Genomic DNA, 22,677 nt, shown 5'->3' on the forward strand with positions numbered 1-22,677 from the left:
GTTCTATGGTAACGGTAAATGAGGATTTGGCAAAAAGAAGCAAGTTTGCATATAATGATATAGAGGAGGACGATGCAATTGCGTCAAAGATAGAAAAAACTGGGAAGGAAGTAATAAAACTCAATAGGGGTGATCCCCCTCAATACATAAAAACTCCGGATTACATAATAGATGCATATGTGGATGCACTCAGAAGTTATAAAACAGGATACGTCGACATGACCGGGATCAAGGAGCTGCGCGAAGCTGTATCTGATAGGTATGCAAGATCTTACAAGGCCAAGGTAAGTCCTGAAAATGTGATAGTAACACAAGGTGTCTCTGAGGCGCTTGCGTTCTTGAATAATGTGCTTATTAATGACAGGGACCAGGCAATACTGTTTGCACCGTATTATCCGCAGTATATGCCGCTTCTTCAGATGTACGGAGGTTCTCCTATAATAGAAAAATACTCGGAAAAGCTTAACTGGAACCTTGACATAGACTCGCTGGGCAGGTCATTGAAGAGAATGGCAAAACCACAGCTCAGGAAAGTTAAGTATATGATGATAACCAACCCTAACAACCCTACAGGTACAGTGCTTAAGAGGGATTACCTTGAGGATATAGTGGATCTTGCAAATGAATATGGGCTGTTTTTGGTGAGCGATGAAATTTATGATGAGATAGTTTACAATGGTGCAAAATTCACGAGCGTGAGCGAGGTTGCAAATGGTGTACCGCATATGATCCTGAATGGGGCATCAAAGGTTTATGATTCTACTGGATTCAGGATCGGATTCATGATAATCCCAGGAACGGACAAGTTTTCATCAAAGGTTTCTGCAAAGCTAAAAGACTACGCCACAGTTAGGCTTTCTGTAAATACGCCCGCCCAATACGCTATTGCTGCGGCTATAACGAATAAGAAGGAGCATGAAAAAGCGATAAAGAACATGGTAAAAGAGATAAGTGATAGGGTAAATTACGCTTATAACTTATTGAAAAAGAATGAATATCTTGATATAGTGAAGCCCAATGGCTCTTTCTATATATTCCCAAAAATAAAGCTTGACCTGCTGAAGATAAAGGATGATAATGATTTTGTGGTTAAGCTGCTTAAGGATAAGAACCTGCAGGTAACAAGAGGATCGGGATTTGGTGGAGATGGGCACTTCCGCATAGTGTCTTTGCCTACTAAGAGCATCTTGAAAGAATCAGTTGATAGGATAAATGACTTCTGTGAAGAAAACAAGAAGAAATAGGAATATTTAAAAATATGATTTAAGAATATATCTTTACTGGGCTCGTCGTCCAACGGCTAAGATGCCAGCTTTACACGCTGGAGATTGGAGTCCGACCCTCCACGGGCCCATTGGACAGCTTATTAGTATTTCTATTTTTAGCTTTTGCATCTATGAATTTCACGAAGCGTCATTCGGATTGTTTTGCCTTTTCCTCTAATTCCTCTTCGGCTACTATATTCACGCTTTTCCCAGCATTAGCGGCTATATCAGGCCTTTTCTTTTTGAGGTAAAATCCATATGCGGTTGATAGCACTACGTAAACCGCAATTATGATAATTGCCTCTGTTATAGGGTATACCGGAGGCACTACGGATTCGTAAAGCACAAATATGAATATAATTGTGGCGATTGCTGGTAGCAGGTAGTGCTGTATTGGATGCGTTATCTTCCTGTAACCTACATGTTTTTCCTTAAGCCTTCTGAACATTGTCATGACACTTGTATTCAATAGTACATGCGTTACAATGAGCCCTGCCAAAGCCATTGTAGTGAGGAATTCAAATGAGTCAGTCAGGGCGGTTATTATGTTTGGGTTGTTTGCGCTTTCAGTTATAAGGGAGATGGGTGACACCCCCATTCCGGCGGATACAAGAAATGTGGATCCTATGGCAATAACAGATGCGGATATCGCAATGAAGCTTAGGGCATTTATCGGCGTGACAAATTTTTTATGCAGCGTGGCAAAGAATTTGGGGAGCACCCCATCACGTGCCATTGCAAAGTAAACTCTGCCGGCATTTGACTGCATTGCAACGGAATCGGAGAATGCAGAGTTGAATGCGACAAGTGACAGCATAACTCCCCCTATGGCGCCCGTATATATAGTAGCTACGATTATACCTGGTATCCCACTCTTTGCAAATGACTGCATCATTGGTATCCCCCATCCAACTATCTGGGAGTATGAAACTTCCACAAGCACTATCCCAGTTATAAGAAGCCCGAATATCAAGGATTTTGTAATTGTACGGCTATTCTTTGCTTCTTCGCCTAAGGGCGCCGACCCTCCATAACCTATGAAGCTTGTCAACCCGAATATCATCCCCAATCCTACGCCTGAAAGCGGCCCGCCCTCAGATGCAAACCATGACGAATATTGAGGCCATACAAAAGGGTTGAAAACATTAAGCGTGTTATCAGGCGCTTTTAAAATTATTATGGCTGAGAGCAGGGCAAGGAATGCCACTTCAAAGAATGCCGCTACCCTTATATAACGCATCTGGGGCCTGATGCCTATCATCGCTATGACAATAGGCAATACTATGAAGATTAAGATTGATGGTATCCATATCCATCCTGGCAAGCTTATCGCCAAGAAATAATTTATTACCCCCGGAAGGACAACACCTGCAACAAATACAGGTATTGCGGCTGTGCTTACGATTTGATACATCACATATAACAGTCCAGAGCTTATAGCAGGAATGGAGCCAAATGCATTAGCTATATATCCATAATATCCTCCTGCACTGGCATGCCTTTTGGACAGATGGTATAAAGTGTTCACTTCCAGGAACATGGTAAGGGTGGCTATAAGAAATGCTAAAGGGGTAAGAAAGAATGCGAAGGTTGCAGAAGCTACGACAAATGCAATTGCGTCACAACCAGGTGCCATGGCTGATATTTCCTCGGCTATTGCGCCAAGTGTACCAACTTGGTTTTTCTTTAATCTGGCTACAGCTTTGCCTTCAGGTTCCATAAAAAGACTATTATTTACGTCAAAGTAAATATATTAACGGTATTAAAATTTTCGTATATTGGAATATTCGGTTTCGTAAAAATAAGAGGTAAAAAGTATGCCGCCTGCATATTTGGTTAGCTTTATCCGGCAATTGTAAATAATTATAAATAATTGTAAATTTGTGAACGGGCCGGATTATTAGAACTCAGAAAAGAGTCCGTAAAGGCATTATTTAGAAGGTTGACTTTGCCTTCTTCTCATACCTGCTCATCTTGGTCTTTGACCTATGGCGTGCCTTTGCTATCCTTTTCTCTTCGTTAGTATGCTCATCCATGAATATCTTGTTTGATGATAGTGCCTTGTATAGTGCTTCATATCTGTCATAAGTTTCTTTCATCTTGTTGTAGGATACTTCGGCTGTAACCTTAGGGGTAGGCACCGCCAAGGTTCTGTATCCCCTTACCACTATCCTCGATATCTCATTCAGTATTGTCTTGTTTTCTGAGGTCTTTGCGAGCTTCATTATTTGTTGGTAATTGTTGAGGTATGCACTCTTCATTGCGTCTCTGCTGTCTATATGGGATAATGAGTTTATTTTGATTGCATTTTTTATTGACCTTCTAAGCTTGGATTTATATTCAGATACATTGTCTTTTTCTTTAGATTTCTGCATGGCGGTTGCCGGCTTTGGCTCTGCAGTTAAAGATGATTTCTGGCTTTCTTTCCTTTCCTTTGCTTCAACAGGCTGTTTATTATTTTCTTCGGTCATATCGAACACTTTTTGTAATAAATAATTATTCGGATATTATTTGGCCATTTAAAATATTTATAAACTTTCATAAAAGGTATTTTATTTCATAAGGATAATGTTAACTTTACGGGGGCATGGTCCGAACCTTTCACTTGATCTAGTATTTCGGCAGATTTTATGTTTTCCTTAAGGCTGGTATCGGTTATGAAATAGTCTATCCTCCAACCTATATTCCTCTGCCTTGCACTTGCGAAGTTGGACCACCACGAGTATTTTATTTTGTTGCCATTGATGTACCTAAATGTATCTATGTATCCGGATGAGATAACTTCATCCATCCATTCCCTCTCCTCTTTTGTAAATCCTGCATGGTTAATATTGTTCTGAGGCTGGGCTATATCTATATCCTTATGAGCTACATTGAAGTCTCCGCAAGCAACTACCCCTTTTCTTTTCTTAAGGTCATTTAGGTAATTTAACAATTCATGATCAAACTGGATCTTGTAATCCAACCTTTCAAGCATAGGTTTTGAGTTAGGAAAGTATATGTTCAGCAAGTAAAACTTTTCAAATTCTAGTACTTCTACCCTGCCCTCTGCATCCCTGGATTCCCCAATGCCTTTTTGGAATTTTAAAGGTTTTATCCTGCTCATGACCATTGTGCCGCTATAACCTTTTTTCTCTGCAGGATTTACAAATAGCTCATACCCTTCGCTCCTTAAAGCTTGTGGTATATCAGATTCCCCTGCCTTGATTTCCTGGAAACACAGTATATCGGCATCTTCATTTTTAATGAAATCCGTTAAGCCTTTAGCGGTTGCCGAGCGTATACCATTTACATTCCACGATATGATTTTCAGTTCCATAAGATTTGCCTTCTGTTTAAAGCCCAAAATAGTTCACAAATCCAATAGGGTAGATAAATTCTTATATTTAGGGATAGTTTTCCCTAAAATCCTGTTGTTTATTCGTCACTGCCTAATCCCTGGTATCCGGATTTTTCTACCTGCGACACCAGCTCCATTCCCCCACTCTTGACTATCCTGCCCTTCTCCATTATATGGACAAATGATGGATTCATATAAGACAGGATACGGTTGTAGTGGGTTATCAGTATTGTTCCCATCCCTGTTTCCTTGGCTACTCTTTCTATGTTTTTTGCAACTATCTTTATTGCGTCTACGTCAAGCCCTGAGTCAGGTTCGTCTAGTATTGCGATCTTTGGCTTGAGCAGGGACATCTGCAATATTTCAGATTTCTTTTTCTCCCCTCCTGAGAAACCTTTGTTTAGATACTTGTCTATCAGTGAATAGTTAACCTTAAGCTCGGATTCCTCCGATTTGACATCGTTAAGCATGCTTCTCACGTTTACCGGCTTGTCTGATATTGATTCGATTGAAGACCTGAGGAAATTGACAAAACCTACTCCGTCTATTTCTACGGGCTCCTGGAATTGCAGGAAAAGGCCAAGCTTTGCTCTTTTATCAGTTGATAGATTTAGGATGCTTTTTCCATCTGCCAATATGTCGCCTTCGCTAACCTTGTAGGCAGGATGGCCCATTATAACCTTTGCCAATGTGGTCTTTCCAGAACCGTTTGGGCCCATAAGCACGTGCATCTCTCCTTCTTTTATGGTCAGGTTAAGCCCTTTTATTATTTCATTTTCGCCTATTTTAACATGCAAATTTTTTATTTCCAAAATCATTTCATCACTTATATATATTTAACATCAAAACATCAAATTTTAAAGGTGCATTTTACATTGGATCCTACAGGGCATATCCTGCAGACCTGCTTTTGCGCATTTGCTGAATCTCCTGCAATCATTAGTGCGGCAATCGATTCTATATCGGAGTCGTCTATCTTATATGAAGGGCTGACCACATTTAATCTGTTGAGATATTTGCTTACTTCTGCCTGGGTGACTCCAAGCTCCTTTGCTATATCTGATTCCTTAATATTGAACTTCTCGTTCATCTTTATTGCTAGTGCACTTCTGAATGAAGGAAGAAATTTCTTCAGGAATATCTCGTAGTATATCATGATTTCACTTTGTGTCTTTTATCCCTTCTATAATACCCATCCCTCCATAGAAATCCCATTCTATGGGCTTCAACCCTTTTGGTATATGGTAATCCCTTTTGCTCAGCACATAATCCAATATTGAGATTGCTGAATTCCTTACCTCCCTGTCTCTTATCTTGCCTACGTTAGTGCTGAAAAAACCAAGAGATATCAGATGCTCTGCCTGTTCCTCGGACATCCCTCTTGATTCTAAGTAGAAAAGTTCATCCTTGTCTATAGGTGATGAGTAGCTGTAATGGGATGCTTTGGTGTAACTCTCGTTTATGGACATATCGGGCATCATGTTCAGGCTAGCTGTCGAATCCCTTATTATGCCCCTCTGTGATATATGGGAAACAGACTTTTCGGCACCTTCCCGCACCTCTGCGAAATCTTTCGCATAACATACAGAGCTTCCGGAAGCTATGACATTGAGGCTTGAATCGCATTTTGTGTTTCTTTCGGCATTGACCAAGTCCGACATCAAGTCAAATTTTTGGTTCATGCTTCCAGCAACTGTTTTCCTTATATTGACTTCGGCACTTTCGGCAGCTGACACGATGCGGGATTCCTCTTTGGTGAATGAATTGCCGGCATATATTTCATTGATGTCCAGTTTTGAGTATTCATCGGCATTTGCACGGAGCATGCTAACAACTCCTGAATCTCCACCAAGGTGCATTATATTGAACTCCAAGCTTGAATCCTTATTTGCTGATACCTCGTGCATTATTACTGCGGGAGGCAGGTCATCAGATTTTCCAGATAATATGATTTCATTGATTGTTGATAGTTCCTTGCTGCTAGAATCTATAATGAGTTGTATAGGGTATAGATTGTGGCTGTAGTCCAAGATAATATTTACAGGCTTCCCTGCTTTAGGCCTTATGTATATTATTTTCTCTGAGAATGCGTGCACAAATGCTGCGTACAAATCGGAGTTGTCAAATAGCTTCTTTCTCTGAATGTTAAAAGAGCCTGGAGTATATACCTCTACTTCATTTGGCATGTCATTAACTACATCAAGGCCTCCTGTTATCCTGACGTTGAATTTTATACCTAGTATGCTTTCGTATTTTGCATAATCACTGCTTGCTGCAATGGCATTGCCATTAGGAGGCAGCAATTGGATTTTGAAGTTGTATTTCTTGTACAATATATCTCTAAGGTAGTTTTGTGACGCTCTGCCGCTTTTCTGCATTGAAATTGCATCCTCCCTAAGGCTTTGGTAATTATTTATATTGTTGTCCATAATTTATCCCACCGAATTGCTTGTATCCATCTTTATAAGCCTTTTAAGCTCCAACGAGTATTCCATAGGCAATACCTCCACCAATGGCTGTATGAAACCGAGTACTGCAGTCGCTATTGCATCGTCCTCGCTAAGGCCACGTGACATTAAGTAGAATAGTTCATCCTCCCCAAGCCTTCCTACAGTGGCTTCGTGGCTTACAAAAGCGTCATCAGCATATATCTCATTGTAAGGATATGTGTTTGTCTTTGAATTCTCGTCAAGCAGAAGTGCATCGCATTTCACTGTAGACCTTGCGTTCCTAGCACGGCTGTCTATGTGCACAAGACCTCTATACGTTGTTATGCCTGTTCCTTTAGAGATGCTTTTAGATATAATCTTTGAAGTTGTATTGCTGGCAAGATGGTATACCTTTCCACCTGTATCCTGACGCTGGCTATCCCCTGCTACGGCTATGGAAAGTATCTCCCCTTTTGCACCCTCTCCCTGTAGATATACGCTTGGATACTTCATGTTCGCGCCGCTTCCTATATTCGCATCTATCCATTCAACTCTTGCATTTTCTGCTGCAAAGGCACGCTGGGTTACCAGGTTATACACGTTTTTAGACCAGTTTTGCACTGTTACATAACGTATGTGCGCACCTTTCTTTGCCACTAGCTCTACTACTGCTGCATGAAGAGATGAGTTTATGTAGATTGGGGCGGTGCAACCCTCTATGTAAGTTACGTCTGCATCTTCATCTGCTATTATCAGAGTTCTTTCAAATTGCCCAGAGCTTTCTGCATTTATGCGGAAATATGCCTGCAGTGGCAATGATAATTTTACGCCTTTTGGCACGTATATGAAGCTGCCTCCGGACCATGTAGCTGTATTAAGAGCCGCATATTTATTGTCAGTCGGTGGTATTACGGAACCGAAATATTTTTTTACTAAATCCGGATGCTCTTTGACCGCTGTATCCATATCTGTGAATATGACACCGCGTTTTTCAAGATCATCTTTGAGGTGGTGGTATACCACTTCTGAATCATATTGTGCTGCGCCTCCTGCAAAGAATTTCCTTTCTGCCTCTGGGACTCCTAATTTATCAAAAGTCCTTTTTATTTCTTCTGGGACTTTGTCCCAATTATCCGAATTTTGGCTGCTCTTGGGCTTCTTGTAGTAATAGATTGAATCGTAGTTTATCTGGCTTAAGTCAGGACCCCAATTTGGGACTGGTTTATCTTTGAATATCTTGTAACCTAATAGCCTTTTCTTAAGCATCCATTCAGGCTCATTTTTCAACTTTGATATATGTATTACCACATCTTCAGATATCCCTACCTTCATCTCATCGTATGCGAGCTTATCGCTAAACCCGTATTTCTCTGCATATTCTTTTTCTTCTTGCAAAACGGAATTCGCTAAATCTGACAATCTTGACACCTATTTTATAACTGAGTTATAAATATAACGATTGACAACCTATTTATGCTTTAATATTGCAAATTTAACATGTTCTAAAATTTTGCAATATCAAAATGTATCAGGCAGTTAATTAAAAATTGAATTTCAAGGCGTTTAAATGCTCAGATTTTTAAAAAGATTTCAGAGGTATCAAGAGAAACTTATTGCGATTGGGGATATAGAGCTCAATGCGGTAATTGCTGACAATTTCATAAAGAGAATGATAGGCTTAATGTACCGGGATTCTTTGAAAGAAAACAGCTGCATGCTTTTCATTTTTGATTCGGCAGGAAAACTTGGAATATGGATGTATAATATGAAGTTCCCGATTGATGTTCTTTGGATAGATAAAAATATGGCTATTATAGATATTAAAGAAAATCTGCAACCTTGCAGAAGCATATTCAATTGCGATATCGCATACCCTAAAGCTAACTCAAAATATATAATAGAATTGAATGCTGGATATGTTAAATCTCACGATATAAAATTAGGTACAAAAATTAATTTGGAATAAATAAAATAAAAAATTAAAATCCTGATTACTTGGATGACCTGCCGCCCCTATTCATTTTGCTTCTGGCAACATATCCTTTCTTATTGATGAAATATAAGTATCCCTGCTCCCTGTTTACGCGCTCGCTCCCAACTTTCTTTTTCTTTCCTGAAGGGTTTGACTTCATAGGGGTCTGCCATACATATCCATCGCTTCCTAAGTAATATAGGTATCCATCTTCTCTATTAATCTGTTCTTTTCCTACCTGTTCCATTCTTACACCAATATTATTATCGATAGATATATTTAAATAATTATCTCGTATTTCACTCGTAAATTCCCTAAAAACTGCCAGAGTATAGAGTTTTGGGCAATGCCAGGACCCTAATAGAGGTTGTGCTTAATTTGATTTGATAGGTTATAGATGACATTTTTCATTCTTTTGAATTGCCATCTTGGGATCCCCATTCTCTTGCAGGTTTGTTCTCTATCCCAAGCATATTCAACATCCTGCCTACTATAAGGTCAACCATTTCTTCAGCATTTTTTGTTGTGACATCCTCCCACCCGTAAACGGTGTGGGCTTCCTTCGCATTCATGCAGTCACTGCATCCTGCAAAGGATGTGTTTTATCGGTTCTCAGTTCCTCGAGAACTGCCTCCCTTTGAGGTCTTACACCCTCTCTCTGAGCGTGACTTCCCCTCTGTCCGAGGGTAGCTCTTTTGAGTATGTTTATTGACGCGTTTATATCCCTGTCTATTGTCAGTCCACAGACGTTACAGTGGTATATTCTGTCCCCTAATGTCAGTCTTTCATTGCCTTCCTTTATATGATGGCAGTTGCTACATTCCTGTGTCGTATCTTTTGCGTCTACCTTTATTACCTTCATACCAGCACTTTCAGCCTTGTATGAAAGCATTTGAATGAATCTGTTCCATGAAGCATTATAAATTGACTGTGCAAGATTGTGATTTTTTACCATATTTTGAATATGAAGGCCTTCTACTGCAAATGAGGTATATCCCGAATTTACTAATTTACTAGAAAGTTTGCGAGCGAAGTCATTGGATTGCTCTGCAACATGTTCCCATTCATTTTGCAAATGCTGCTTTGCCTTCTCTCTTCTTTCAGAGCCTTTTTCCCTTCTCGCAATTTTTCTTTGCCATCTCGCAATGTGCTTCACAGGTTTTCTCACAAACTTTGGCTTCTCCGTCTTCATGCCGTCAGAAGTTGTGACAAAAGAATGCAAACCCATATCTATACCGACAGGATCCGTGTCTTCAATTTTTGGAGGTTCAGTCTCTGTGATTGTGGTAAAGATTGCAAAATATTCTTCAGCCTTTTTCTTTATTGTAAGTGTTTTTATCTTGCCTTCTATTGGTCTGTGCGACTCTATTTCTATTCTTCCACTCAGTTTGGAAACCCTGAGCATGTGCTTTTTGCCTTTCTTTTTTATACTGAAAGAGCCGTTGTCTTGCGGGTAGGTTATGCTGTAATACCTGTCTTTTGATTTGAAACGGGGAAAGCCCGCCTTCACTTTCTTGCCCTGCTTCTTTTCATTTATCCTTCTGAAGAAATTCTTGTATGCCTTCAAGACACGATATTTTATTTCGCAACGCACCTGTGAGTATATTTGAAGGAATCTCTTGTCCTTCTCTATCTCCTTGGCAAACTTGTTCAGGGTTGACATCGAAAGCTTCTTGTTACCTCCTTTATATGATTTTATCGACTTTTCAAGAAGCAGGTTGTAGAATTCTTTTGAAAGCAAAAGTTGCAGGTCTATCTCTTTTTGCCTTTTTGCGTCAGGGTAGATCCTGAACTTGTAGGCCCTTATCATTTCCATTATATCCCTTTCTCGTTTGTTTATTTATTCATCGAAACTTTTATATTCTTATATCTGTGGTTCGCTTTCATCCCACCGCTAAAGCGTGTGGGATTTCCCGCTCACTTTGTTAAAATGGAATTGCGGAAACGGGGGCATTACTATTGCACCTGCTTCTGCCACTGCAAGCAGATTTTTGAGGTGTATTACACTCAACGGGGACTCTCTTGGCATTATTACAAGCTTCCATCTCTTCTCTTTTAGGGCAATTGATGCTACACGTATTATCAAGTTGTCCTCGTATCCATTTGCTATACCAGATAAGGTTTTCATAGAGCAAGGTGCAACAAGAACACCATCAAGCTTGAAAGATCCGCTGGCTATAGGTGCCATAAAGTTTCCCTCTTCATAGCTGAAGTCTGCAAGATCTTCAACATCTTTCATATTTACACCTAGCTCGTATTTCATAACCCTGGCCCCAGACCTGCTCATTACTAAATAGGTCTCTATGTTGTCCATATTTGAAAGGGCTTAAAGGAAACGGTAAACATATATCATTCCATCTGCTCCAGTAACCAAAACTGCAACTCGCTTCTTTATCCAACCACTAAAGATTAAGTGTTAAATTTTAAATATTGGAGCATAAGAATTTACTTTGAGCTTTGAATATACTATCATAATGTGCATTAGTGTCAGCGGACGTATTTTCAAATAGGGATATATTTAAAATAATTGCCTACCATAGATTAATGATTTTATGATAGATATTAAGTTATTAGATAAAAAGGCAGATTTCCAAGGTTATTCGTTTATAGAAGGATTTCCAGGAATAGGGTTGGTGGGCCCTATGGCTATAAATTATATGATAGACAAACTTGACATGGACTATTGCGGCTACTTGGATTCGGATAAATTCCCGCCACTTATAGCAATACACGATTCTATCCCAATGCCTCCAATAAGAATTTATTGCTCTAAAAAATACAAGCTTGTTACCATATTTGCAGAATTCCAGATACCTATGGATCTTATATATGAATTGAGCGCAAAGTTGAATGAATTCATAAAGGAGAATAAGATATCAAGGATATTTTCAGTAAATGGGATGCCTTACAAGGATGACAGCCAGGATGCAACTGCTTTAAAAGATCCCAATGTGGCTTTTGGTATGGTATCCAAAAAGAACTTGATCAGTGAATTAAAAAAATATAATATATCGCCGGTTAATGAAGGTGTTGCGACAGGTATAAGTGCAATGATGATGACAAAGGCATTGAATGACAACATAGATGACATAACCTTGTTGATACCGGTAAATCCTAATTTGATTGATCCAAAATATGCGGAATCTGCCATAAAATACATTAACCAGCTGGTAGGTCTTGACATAAACACGGACGAACTTGAAAAAGAGTCAAAGGAGGTTGAAGCAAAGATAAAGGATCTTTTGAAAAAGAACAAGGACACACATCAGACATACAAGAATTCATACAATGACAGCGGACTATCAATGTATGCTTGATTTATTTCTTTGCAGGGGTGGCAGAGTCTGGTCTGGCCATGGTGATAGGTCACAGAAAAATGCGCAGGACTTAAGATCCTGTGGCTTAGCGCCTTCGTGAGTTCAAATCTCACCCCCTGCACTTGAATTTTGCAGGTTTAGGTTTTCTTATATACTAAGGAGTTTACAGTATCGAAAAGGTGTTGCGTAATTTTAAAATTTTCCTTTTTATTTTTAGAAATAGTAAAATAAGTGAGCCACATTATAGCTTGTTAAGCGATGTTTATAAAACTTGTTGTTTTTTAATAATATGACTAATATAAGACTGGTATATTATATGATTAAATAGCTTTCTTTTCCTTTTTAATTGGTGAAATGAGTGGGTGGTAAAAGGTCGGTACCTAAAGGTACGTACAATATTTTTTCCTTAGGTGATATGGGAGGTGCACAGGCGTATATGAGTGAAAGAAACCTCATAGGGATGAGCAGGTATCTGAGGGGGTTGGATAATAGTAACCTACCAAATGTTTTGATATTGGGAGGAGGAGTAATGCCCTACTTCCCAACTAAAGGTTCTACTGCAAACAACAATTACCTTGACACTATAGTACCAAAGTTGAATTCCATATTGGATTCCGCAATATATATGAAGCCACACCTTAACCGGATGCTTTCTCTGCTACCGAAAGAGACAAAAATAATATATACATTGGGAGATGAGGATAGGAAAAATATACTTGAGATACAAAGGTCACTTGGATTGGCTTATAAAAATGATATGGAGTATTTAGAGAAACTTATAAGCGACGAAAATCTGACAGTAAATTCAAGGGTTGAGATATTAAAGGGCATTGATACATCAAAGGCAAAATTTAGAGAGATGCTTGCTAAGGATAAAAATGAACAGAGCAAATACGACAGGGATATGAAGGAGTTGCAGAATATAAAGGTAAAGGAAGGTATAAACAGGGAGGAGAAGAAGGAAGCAGAGGAAAGAAGGGATTTGTTAAAGGCGCTTTATACCCTAAAAGTTCAAGAATCTGATCCGAGCGATGGCAAATTTGACAAGTACCTCAGCCAAAAGAAAGAAGAGATGTCCAAGATACTTGAAGAAATGAAAAATGTAACCGATTCCGACAAGCTGGCAGAGCTTTCGGCAAAATCAAAAGCAATATCAAATTCCATAAGGGTTATGGGAAATAAGATGAAAGAAAAAAGCAGCACTAATGAGCAGTACAAGAGCGACATGCGCAACAAGAGCGTGGATAATTATACAGGAAATTCCCTTACAGACCATAGGTCGCATGAGATAATAAATAAGCTTTCAGAATCTTACTACTTGAGCTATTTGAAAGATGCATTTGGTAGGAAGAGGAAACTGACTCTCCAAAATGAAAAAGTTGACGGCATGATTATAGATGCAGGCAGAGGAAAGTTCAACCTTATCACAGCGTACAGCTTGAATGTTATACTTGGAGCGAGAAGCATAGGGAGCAACAACAAGATTGTTGGCAAGCTTGATATTCTTGCAAACAACGGTTTAAACGCAGAAAAGATAAATCCAAAGCTAGATAATATATTGGTAACTAGCAAAAACAACAATAGCTCGTTTACAATAGAGCCCTATAGGGATAGGTCTGATTTATTAACATTTGCACTTGCACAAGGACCGTTCACGGATCCTGGCAAAGTCACTTCTAAATGGAACGAATGGGTTAATACAAAGTATACGCAATCAGTTCAAAAAGGCATAGTGAGCAATGGTTTCACGATACTTAGGGTATCTGATCCGGGTTTGCCTGTAAAATACGAAACAAAAACATCGGATATGCTATTCGAGCTTTATGTTGACGAAATGAAAGAACAATATAAGGTTCTGAATAAGCGCTGGAGCATTGTCAAGGATCAGGATATACAGTTCCCGCTAAATGGTGTTTCCAATGCCGATCTGGAGTATTATGTTGCAATGAATAAGCTTCCTTCCGAGCTAAAAGATTGGGAACTTAAGAAGTATTATCCTCTAATAAAAGCTAAGATTGAAGATGATTTGAAAGCAAGCATGAATGCCGAAAGGAACCCTGAGGCGAGACGTGAATTGGAAATGTTGTTTAGTCAGAGTTCAGCAGATGTAAAATCAAATAATGAAAACAACAAGCTTGTTATAGCATTAATAAATGATATACACATAAGCAATAATTTGTTATATGAACTTTTGGAAAAATCCATTGAAGATTTGATAAAAAAAGAGCCAGACATACTTGTACTTGGTGGGGACATATTGGATGGATTTTATAAGAACCATGGAGCCGAGCCACATATAAACAATTCGTCATACCATGTAGAAAAAGTAAAAGATATACTCAGAAAAGACTCCGCTGACACCTTGAACGAATTCTATAAGATGAAGTCTGAGCAGCTATACTTCAACATAGATGAACAGGTTATATTTCTTCTTGACAAGTTGGAAGATTTGGTGTATAAGATTGCAGAAAAGGGTGGTACTGTAATCACTATTTCAGGAAATCATTACAATAAAACTGAAGGGCAGGGGCATAGAGACGAGTCCACAGTTATAGCCAATTCCTTAAGGCAGAGGCTCCAGGGTTACCTTGATGGAATACGTAAGGCAGGAGGGAATGCCGAACTTGAGAAAAATTTAGAAAAGGCTATCTATGGAATTACAGCAATTGTTGGAGGTGAATTTGGGGCAGGAGAAAAGAATATCAATGGCTTGAAAGTCTATCTGTCGCATGAGATGGGAACATCTAGCGAGAGCAGCTTGGTTAAGTACATAATGGACAAAAGACCTGATAGGCCAGGAGCATTCATATCTGGGCATGACCATATTGCAGAGGCGGGATTTGTAGGCCCTAATTTATTTGTAAAAGGCCCGAGTATGCAGGAGTCTGATAGCTCTTTTATGAACTTCCTACCAATACCAGTAGGTGATTACCCTAAAGGCGCTATCAATGGCTACACACTCATAGAACTTGATCTTGATAGAGATAGCAGGATATTAGATTCTTCGATCGAATATGTGCTTGCAAGAAATCTTATAAGATCGGATTCGCCTTCTGCGATCATAAGCAAGGCTAATAAGAAAGCAGACAATATAAGCGTGAATTACCACAACCAAGGAGATAAAGAGAAGAGCAAAAGCAGGACCTGAATTCCAATCTGCGGGCCCGACGGGATTTTCATGTTTGCTTTTTAGGACAAACAATTTGAACCCGTGACCATCAGCTTAGAAGGCTGCCGCTCTATCCAAGCTGAGCTACGGGCCCACATACTTTCAAGCCAATATATTCGATACACAATTCAAACAAAATCTGCATAATATCAGCTGATTGGAATAATTTACTTTTAACTCCATATTTATAAATACTTTTCATTACTTTTCAGATCTTAATAATGAATTGTGCTCCTCTCCGATGTTGAAGAACCTGCGCGTATTTATGGTCAATTCCTTTGCGGTTTCCTCCAATCCCATCCCCTTGGCCTTGGCTATCAACTCTATTGAGTATATCACGTCTTTTGGCAAAGAGCCCGCAGTTGGAGAGTCCGTTTCGGCCATCAAGTTTTTCATAGGGACTGCTTTTATAACCGCATTCCTTTTTGAGGATGGTAAAGGCGGTATTGATATCATGTATCCATATTCCACTGCCTTCATCGCTTGTTCAACAGTTCCCTCAAAGAAATGTATATGCGCCTTTTTTACTTTTTTCTTGTGTAGCATATAAAGCACTTCGTCCATCGCTTCGCGGGAATGGACCGTCACTGGCAAGTCCAGCTTGTTTGCCAAAGTCAACATCCTTAGGAACAGGCTTCTTTGCTTTGGCTTGGAGCCTTTTATTTGAGAAGCAAATTTATAGTCTAATCCTATTTCGCCTATGCCTTTTATAGATTTGGAGTGGCGTTTTATGAAATCTATTACATAGTCAACTTCATATTTTTTTAGGGATGCTGCAAACTCTGGATGTATGCCAAGACAAGCAAATATGTGCTTGTTATCGGCAAGTTCAAGATTCCTTATATTTGAGGGCATGTCGACCCCGTTCGTCACCATGCCTGCAATATACATAAGTGAATCATTTATGTCCTCTTGTTTTAGCTGGTCCAAATGGCAATGCGCATCTATTATATTGAATACTCTAATTTCGCCTGTAATTTGCTCTTTCTTTTGCCTGGTTTGACTCTGTATCTGCAAACTTTGAACCATCAAAATACCTTGTTTGAGTTAAGATTATCTATGTAAATATTTATTTATATTGGGAATTAGTATGATTTGCGTTTTGGCTGTTTTGGTTTATTGCTGTTTTATTTGCATACCCTACACATTGCAAAACTTATAAATATATTGAATTTTCTAATCAGTTATGTAGTTTGCTGAATTATAGATGTTTAAAATGGCTGAGGATTATTCAAACAGAGATGAAAAAAAGGAGGAGATTAGAAAAAATGAAAAAGGCATTAAGAAGCAAAAGTTTGAACTTAATAAATACCTCCCTTACATATTGATATTATTGGTGCTTGTAGTGGTAATCGTATTATTCGCAAGCTTATCCGCACAGCTAAATTCCATTTCAAGCAAGTTGGAGAATATTTCATCTTCTAAACCGACCACTGCAACGAACAACACTGCAGGAAATGTTACTTTATCCGATCCGTCCTATAAGATAACGGGCTCCCTTATAGTTCCGCCTAAATCCTTGCCAAATGATCCAATCATAACTGCAAATGCATCATTTGGGAGCAGACTGACCAATATAAACCAGCCATTGAATGCAAGCGAACTGGCAATATTCAACAATGCTAATGACAGTTATTTTGAAGAGGCAGGCCAGATGATTCTGAATGGCACCTTTGGGGGCTATGTGTTTGGTTCAACTACTGGATCAAATGCAGAAGTTAAAAAATTAGATAACCCATTTGTGGTAAATGGAAAACCTTCCGTAATTTACTTAGGTTCAATTACCTGCATTTATTGCGGGGAGAACAGATGGGCCATGGCTTTGGCTTTGGGCAGGTTCGGGAATTTCAGCGAACTTTATAAAGGGTATTCGTCTTTTGGCGACCATGACATTCCTACAATTTATTGGGCACCTTCGCATTACAACCAATCGGCTGAGGACTTGGGAAACTTTTACAGCAGCAAATATATAAATTTCATTTCTATAGAGGATACTCTTCCTATAACTGGAGGATTTCAATTAAACCCCATGTCAACGATACAATCAAGGATAAATGCAACAAACAATAGCATTTACATAGATGCATTTGACCTAATATTGGGTCTTAACAACTTTGAAGGCACGCCTTACACAATATGGGGCAAATACAATGTTCTTGGAGCGGATGATGCGGACTTTGGATTCAAATCCGAGCCAAGCGGCAACCCTTCAATAGAATATAAGACCCATAATATGGTATTCGATAATATAAGCCATCCAGATAGTGAGTTCGGATATTTAGAATATGCAGGAGCAGACCTTTACATTGCAATGACCTGTGCTACAATAAATAACACTGCGCCTATATGCTCTCTGCCGGTGATACCTAAATTGGAGTCTTATGAGGGTTACAACTGAAGGTGATAGCAATTAATTTCAAATCAAAGAGATTGAGAATTTTAAAGGATATATTTTCTAAACCTTTATACTTGGCAATTTTGGTAGTGGCAGGATTTTTGTATTACTTTCTTCTATATACTATAATAAAAATGAGCTCGTTTCATGGAATTATAATCCTGACTGCTCCTTTATACATGTTTTACCTGCTAGTTGCCACTTCTGCAGTTTTAATTACAATAAGCATTTATGGCATAAGGAAGAGGATTGCGATTAAGGATGCTACTGCAGGAGGGGTTGTCAGTGTTGTCATGCCTTCTGTTGGGGGGTTGGTTGCAGGATGTGGATGCAGTGCACCTTTGCTGTCAAGCTTACTGATACCGGTTTTGGGTAGTATAGGCGCCGAAAGCTTTATAAGCTACTTATCAGCTTACAACATTTATATATTCGGGGTTTTAGTGTTGATAAATCTGATAATTATTTATTACCAGCTTAATTTGCTTTCAAAGTAAGCTATCTTAAACAACATGTTAAAATAGGTAAGTTTATAAAGGATTGCCTGACAATATTTAGTGAATTTTAAAATAGGCAATATTAGCCAACTCTATTGGATATTTGTTTCTGTGGTACTATGACATTTGAATTCATGGACAAGATCTCGAAGTACATTCCAGTCATAACGCCGCCCAAAAAACCACTTTCATTAAGGGAAAAAATGGTGTGGACTGCGATAATCCTTGGGATATACTTCCTTCTATATAACACTTATGCAATTGGCGTGAACATAACTGATGTAACCCAGCCTGTACTGCAGCTTATAAGCATAATATTTGCGGCCAGGATAGGGAGTATAATAACAGTGGGAATAGGTCCAATAGTTCTGTCCAGCATAGTATTGCAGCTACTTAATGGATCTGGGATAATACACATAGATATGGATAACCCTATAGAAAAAGGAAGATTCCAGAGCTTGCAGAAGTTTTCTGCGATTGCAATTGCAGTTATTGAATCTGTTGCATTCGTATTGAGTGGATATGTACCTGTTAGCAATCCGGGATTGGCCGGGGTGGTAATGCTTCAGTTGGCCTTGGGCGCCATAGCTATAATTTTCATGGATGAAATGATGAGCAAATATGGCATAACATCTGGAATAAACATGTTCATAGCTGCAGGAGTGTCATATGCAATTGTAGCGGGAACAGCAACTGTTATATTCCCTGAAGTTATAGGAGCGATAACGGCTGGAGGTGCAGCAGCTCCTGCAAATGCGGTTCTTGCTTTTGGTCCACTTATATTTGCCATAATAGTATTTTTAGTGAGCATATATGCTTACGAGATGAAGATAGAACTGCCTCTTAGCTTTGGCCAAATGAGGGGTGTTGGAGGGCGTCTGCCTATACCATTCCTTTATGTGAGTGTTTTGCCAGTTATACTTGCGACAGCACTTGAGGAGAGTTTTACTGTTTGGTTTAAGTTCCTTTCTGGAATTACGGGTTCGTTTGCTAATTTCGCCAAGTTCATAGCTTACTATCAAAATGGGGCGCTTTCAGGAGGTCTTGTCTATCTTATATCTCCTTCTTTCCCTCTGCCATATAGCGCACCTTACGGTATAGGAGGTTACTTGCCTTATTTCTCCTATCTGCTAACACATACTTCAGATCTTTTCCTTCCTATGGGGGGCATGATACTGGTTCCGGAATGGATCCATGTAATAGTATACATAGTCGTTCTTGAAATACTCTGTGTAGTGTTTGGAAAATTCTGGATAGAGATGACAGGACAAAACCCCGAGAAGCTCGCACAGCAATTGCAGGACATGGGATGGCAGATACCAGGATTTAGAAGAGACCCTAGAATGATAAAGAAGTTATTGGACAAGTATATACCGGATATAACAGTGCTTGGGAGCTTGTTTGTAGGGCTTCTTGCAGCAATAGCGACATTGACTGGTGCAATAGGCACTGGGATGGGTATATTGCTTACTGTGGGTATAATATACATGGTTTACCAGCAGCTAGAGCAGGAGAACTTATATGAGACTTATCCAATACTTAGCAAGATAGCAAAATAATTTGTTTTCTTCTGTTAATTTATTTTAGTACTTAGTAAATTTATGCTTTTTATGCTAGTTTTATTATTAGGCAAAAGATAAGCTAATTAATAGAGATAAGTTTGACTTTGTATGAAATTACGGATTGGATATTAAATAATAATGAGCAGCAAAATATTTTACGAAATAAAAATAGAAGTAAAAATAGGAAAACTTAAAATATAATTAAAGTTCTCCTACTCTACGTTTCTGAGCTCTCTTTAACCTTTTGCGCCTTTTCTTTTTCCATTTCCAGCGCATCCTGCCTTTCTTTTTCCATTTTCTAGGTATACTTCCCAAATATTCACCTGTTTGAATGAATTAAACTTTTTAATAAACTATTTTGGTACTGTAAAGGCCTGCCATTTGTTTTAGGGCATTGCAATTACAGGTTTAAATACAAATAGTTACTTTTATTACTAACTAAAAGTATAAATAAGTATCGCGTATTTGCTTATTTCGGTATCGTCTTGGATTACTCCTCATTCAATAGGCAGTATTTAAGGCTATCAGAATTACTAACAATAATTAAATATTTAATCCTGTAAATTTAATTGATACCATGGCGAGTGCTTCTATAGGCGTGATTATTTTAATACTTATAGTAATCGTTCTAGCCATAGTTGGGTATTTTGAGACAGGAGGATTTAAATTAAATAAAAGTATAAGCGTGACCCCCCCACCACCTGCACCTAAACATGTCAGTAAGCCCAATGTTAACAATTCGACTAATTATCTTTATGGTTGTGACAATTATGATTTACAAGCTAATGCGGGTTCGACTTCAATTGGTGCCTGCACGTGGGGTGGAGGAACATTGGGAGTATGGGTTTCTACAGGTAAGATGGGTTTTGTAAATTTCAGCATAGTCGGTTCAAATAATAAAACATATGTTAAGCAGGAATACCTTCCTTACAGTTGCAGTACATTTTATACTGAGTTTTATGCCCCCGCACAGATTTATTACTTGACTTTGGGTGCAAGTAACTCTACAACTAATGGACCTTGCTTGAACAACTATAGTATAGTGACGCTTAATACAAGTGTAAAGGTACTGGTAAATAAGACTTATTATTCATTTTATCAAGGCAATCTTTCAACAGGTACCTATATTGGCTGGAGCACTTCAGGCACCGCCTTTGGAGGTTTGCCTCTTAATCTCACTTATGCAAATGATGTCGGCTGCTATCCAAAAGACCCTTGGGAGAATTATTCAGGGATTTATTATATATCATCTTATAACTGCTCGCCAATAGAAAGCACTGGCAATATCACTTCAAGCAGATTCTTAATTGATAAACCTTTCCTGAATTTGCAGATAATAAGCCCTAAAAACAGTTTGGATTACTTGGAGATAATTCCATCTAATGCAAGCACTCCCTATATAACGGATCAGGTATCGACTTATAGCCTTAGCCTTTCCAATGGGAGCTTAATAGGCCAGGGGTATAAATTAGAGAATGCAACAATACCGTTGACATCCCTGCTTGGAAAGGTAGTAAGGCTTCGCATAGTACAGGAGTCAGATCAGAAATATGAATATATGATAGCAGGAGATATAAGGATGTCAGATTACCCTGATCAAGGTACAGGATTCCTTGACAACATTACTTATGAAAAGTGAATAGGATGCAGAATTACTCATTTCTGCCATTGCATGGGGGCAATGCCCCTAAATGGCTATTTGGACGGATGGTTAAGCTATCATCCTTAATAGCAAATGAGATAATAGATGAATATGGAGCTGATGAATTTGTGAAAAGAGTTGCTGATCCTTATTGGTTCCAAGCTCTTGCATGTGCAGTTGGTTATGATTGGCATAGCAGTGGAACGACAACTGTTACCATGGCAGCGCTAAAGCAAGCTCTTGACGGATATAGCGACATATATATAGCAGGAGGAAAAGGCAAAACAGGGTTAAAAACACCTGATGACATATTGAAGGGTGCAGACCTGTTATCCACCAATAATGCGGAACAACTTGTAAAATACAGCAGGATTACTGCAAAGATAGACTCTTCGCTTATATATGATAATTTTGGCATATACCACCATACATTTGTGTTCTCCAAGGATAAGTGGAGCGTTGTACAGCAGGGAATGTTCAACAAAGGCAACACTGCAGTCAGGTTCCAGATATTCTGTGACAATATTGACAAAAACGATATATCCTGCGAGACAAACAGCGCAGTGGCTTCAGACCTATCTAACAATACAGTGGATCTGACATTCAAGGACAATTCAGAAATAAAAGCCAAAAGCCTGGATATGGTAAATGACAATTTAAATGAGATAGTCAATTTTGGGAAAACTTACAATCTCCCAGGCAGGCATGAGATAATCCCTTCGTGTGATTTAAGCAAGCAAGCAATAAAGCTTCTGGAGTATGCTAATGATATGAAGCCAGAAAATTACAATGATCTTTTATCTATAAAGGGCATAGGTAGGAAAACATTGAAATCCGTTGCCCTGATATCATCTCTCATATACAAGAATGAGATTTATGAAAGGGATCCTGTTCTTTATTCTTACAATCTTGGTGGCAAGGATGGCATACCTTACAGGATAAATCTAAAAGATTATGATAATGTTATAAGTAGTATGAAGGAAATAATAGACAATGCGAAGATTGGCCCACAAGATAGGGGCAAGGTATTGTCAAGGTTAAGCAAGGACTTGGAGGAAAAATATCTCAGGCTGAACAAGTTTGTTGGGTGAT

The 22,677-nt window shown here is 38.8% G+C and carries 21 protein-coding genes and 2 tRNA genes; 10 read left to right on the plus strand and 13 right to left on the minus strand.

Going from position 1 to position 22,677, the window contains the following annotated elements; all coding sequences use genetic code 11:
- The first annotated feature begins 5 nt into the window (after positions 1-5).
- Entirely contained in the window at positions 6-1,244 is a 1,239-nt protein-coding gene (locus Mia14_RS03995; RefSeq protein ID WP_088820372.1) for a pyridoxal phosphate-dependent aminotransferase, read from the plus strand.
- A gap of 169 nt (positions 1,245-1,413) precedes the next feature.
- Here Mia14_RS03995 and Mia14_RS04005 read toward each other — a convergent pair whose 3' ends face one another.
- The 7 genes from Mia14_RS04005 to sufB all read right to left on the minus strand — a co-directional run bounded on the left by Mia14_RS04005 (position 1,414) and on the right by sufB (position 8,453).
- Positions 1,414-2,985: an APC family permease gene (locus Mia14_RS04005; protein WP_232780209.1), complete on the minus strand. Its 1,572-nt coding sequence runs from the start codon at positions 2,983-2,985 to the stop codon at positions 1,414-1,416.
- A 214-nt stretch (positions 2,986-3,199) separates the two neighbouring features.
- On the minus strand, positions 3,200-3,736 hold the full coding sequence (locus tag Mia14_RS04010; RefSeq protein ID WP_088820374.1) for a hypothetical protein: 537 nt from the start codon (positions 3,734-3,736) through the stop codon (positions 3,200-3,202).
- Positions 3,737-3,822: 86 nt separating this feature from the next.
- Positions 3,823-4,584 (minus strand): exodeoxyribonuclease III, encoded by a 762-nt coding sequence (locus Mia14_RS04015; protein ID WP_088820613.1) that lies wholly within the window; start codon positions 4,582-4,584, stop codon positions 3,823-3,825.
- A gap of 98 nt (positions 4,585-4,682) precedes the next feature.
- A complete protein-coding gene (sufC, locus tag Mia14_RS04020) occupies positions 4,683-5,423 on the minus strand; it encodes a Fe-S cluster assembly ATPase SufC (protein WP_088820375.1) in 741 nt (246 codons plus the stop codon).
- Between the two features lie 32 nt (positions 5,424-5,455).
- Complete coding sequence (locus tag Mia14_RS04025) at positions 5,456-5,761, minus strand: transcriptional regulator (RefSeq protein WP_088820377.1); 306 nt, start codon at positions 5,759-5,761, stop codon at positions 5,456-5,458.
- Positions 5,762-5,765: 4 nt separating this feature from the next.
- Complete coding sequence (locus Mia14_RS04030; protein WP_088820379.1) at positions 5,766-7,034, minus strand: SufB/SufD family protein; 1,269 nt, start codon at positions 7,032-7,034, stop codon at positions 5,766-5,768.
- A gap of 3 nt (positions 7,035-7,037) precedes the next feature.
- A complete protein-coding gene (sufB, locus tag Mia14_RS04035; RefSeq protein ID WP_269799405.1) occupies positions 7,038-8,453 on the minus strand; it encodes a Fe-S cluster assembly protein SufB in 1,416 nt (471 codons plus the stop codon).
- A gap of 148 nt (positions 8,454-8,601) precedes the next feature.
- Between sufB and Mia14_RS04040 the strand changes: the two genes are divergently transcribed.
- On the plus strand, positions 8,602-9,000 hold the full coding sequence (locus tag Mia14_RS04040) for a DUF192 domain-containing protein (RefSeq protein ID WP_088820380.1): 399 nt from the start codon (positions 8,602-8,604) through the stop codon (positions 8,998-9,000).
- A 25-nt stretch (positions 9,001-9,025) separates the two neighbouring features.
- On the opposite strand, the gene Mia14_RS04045 is transcribed toward Mia14_RS04040, so the two are convergent.
- The 4 genes from Mia14_RS04045 to Mia14_RS04055 all read right to left on the minus strand — a co-directional run bounded on the left by Mia14_RS04045 (position 9,026) and on the right by Mia14_RS04055 (position 11,320).
- Entirely contained in the window at positions 9,026-9,253 is a 228-nt protein-coding gene (locus tag Mia14_RS04045; RefSeq protein ID WP_088820382.1) for a hypothetical protein, read from the minus strand.
- 160 nt (positions 9,254-9,413) lie between these two features.
- Positions 9,414-9,578: a hypothetical protein gene (locus Mia14_RS05150; RefSeq protein WP_157891461.1), complete on the minus strand. Its 165-nt coding sequence runs from the start codon at positions 9,576-9,578 to the stop codon at positions 9,414-9,416.
- Positions 9,575-10,822: an RNA-guided endonuclease InsQ/TnpB family protein gene (locus Mia14_RS04050; RefSeq protein WP_088820383.1), complete on the minus strand. Its 1,248-nt coding sequence runs from the start codon at positions 10,820-10,822 to the stop codon at positions 9,575-9,577. Before Mia14_RS04050 ends, Mia14_RS05150 begins: the two co-directional genes overlap by 4 nt.
- 78 nt (positions 10,823-10,900) lie before the next feature.
- Positions 10,901-11,320 carry a UbiX family flavin prenyltransferase gene (locus Mia14_RS04055; RefSeq protein ID WP_088820385.1) on the minus strand — a complete coding sequence of 140 codons (420 nt, stop codon included), beginning with the start codon at positions 11,318-11,320 and terminating at the stop codon, positions 10,901-10,903.
- 238 nt (positions 11,321-11,558) lie between these two features.
- Between Mia14_RS04055 and Mia14_RS04060 the strand changes: the two genes are divergently transcribed.
- The 3 genes from Mia14_RS04060 (at position 11,559) to Mia14_RS04070 (ending at position 15,471) form a co-directional block, all read left to right on the plus strand.
- Positions 11,559-12,323 carry a proteasome assembly chaperone family protein gene (locus tag Mia14_RS04060; RefSeq protein ID WP_088820387.1) on the plus strand — a complete coding sequence of 255 codons (765 nt, stop codon included), beginning with the start codon at positions 11,559-11,561 and terminating at the stop codon, positions 12,321-12,323.
- Positions 12,324-12,334: 11 nt separating this feature from the next.
- Positions 12,335-12,444, plus strand: a tRNA-Leu gene (locus tag Mia14_RS04065).
- A 237-nt stretch (positions 12,445-12,681) separates the two neighbouring features.
- Positions 12,682-15,471, plus strand: a complete 2,790-nt coding sequence (locus Mia14_RS04070) for a hypothetical protein (RefSeq protein WP_124216907.1) — start codon at positions 12,682-12,684, stop codon at positions 15,469-15,471.
- Between the two features lie 11 nt (positions 15,472-15,482).
- Here Mia14_RS04070 and Mia14_RS04075 read toward each other — a convergent pair.
- Positions 15,483-15,586 (minus strand) — tRNA-Arg (locus Mia14_RS04075).
- A gap of 107 nt (positions 15,587-15,693) precedes the next feature.
- A complete protein-coding gene (locus Mia14_RS04080) occupies positions 15,694-16,521 on the minus strand; it encodes a TatD family hydrolase (protein WP_088820390.1) in 828 nt (275 codons plus the stop codon).
- A gap of 187 nt (positions 16,522-16,708) precedes the next feature.
- Between Mia14_RS04080 and Mia14_RS05195 the strand changes: the two genes are divergently transcribed.
- From Mia14_RS05195 to Mia14_RS04105, 5 genes are all read left to right on the plus strand, one after another.
- Complete coding sequence (locus Mia14_RS05195) at positions 16,709-17,890, plus strand: DUF929 family protein (protein ID WP_088820392.1); 1,182 nt, start codon at positions 16,709-16,711, stop codon at positions 17,888-17,890.
- Positions 17,891-18,021: 131 nt separating this feature from the next.
- Complete coding sequence (locus Mia14_RS04090) at positions 18,022-18,381, plus strand: hypothetical protein (protein WP_124216908.1); 360 nt, start codon at positions 18,022-18,024, stop codon at positions 18,379-18,381.
- Positions 18,382-18,500: 119 nt separating this feature from the next.
- Positions 18,501-19,940 carry a hypothetical protein gene (locus Mia14_RS04095; protein WP_088820395.1) on the plus strand — a complete coding sequence of 480 codons (1,440 nt, stop codon included), beginning with the start codon at positions 18,501-18,503 and terminating at the stop codon, positions 19,938-19,940.
- 580 nt (positions 19,941-20,520) lie between these two features.
- The gene (locus Mia14_RS04100) at positions 20,521-21,582 is read left to right on the plus strand and encodes a hypothetical protein (RefSeq protein ID WP_124216909.1); all 1,062 of its coding nucleotides are present in this window, start codon (positions 20,521-20,523) and stop codon (positions 21,580-21,582) included.
- A gap of 5 nt (positions 21,583-21,587) precedes the next feature.
- Positions 21,588-22,676, plus strand: coding sequence for a DUF763 domain-containing protein (locus Mia14_RS04105; RefSeq protein ID WP_088820399.1), 1,089 nt, complete (start codon positions 21,588-21,590; stop codon positions 22,674-22,676).
- The last annotated feature ends 1 nt before the right edge of the window (position 22,677 follow it).

It is taken from the genome of Candidatus Mancarchaeum acidiphilum, from assembly GCF_002214165.1.
Classification (GTDB): domain Archaea; phylum Micrarchaeota; class Micrarchaeia; order Micrarchaeales; family Micrarchaeaceae; genus Mancarchaeum; species Mancarchaeum acidiphilum.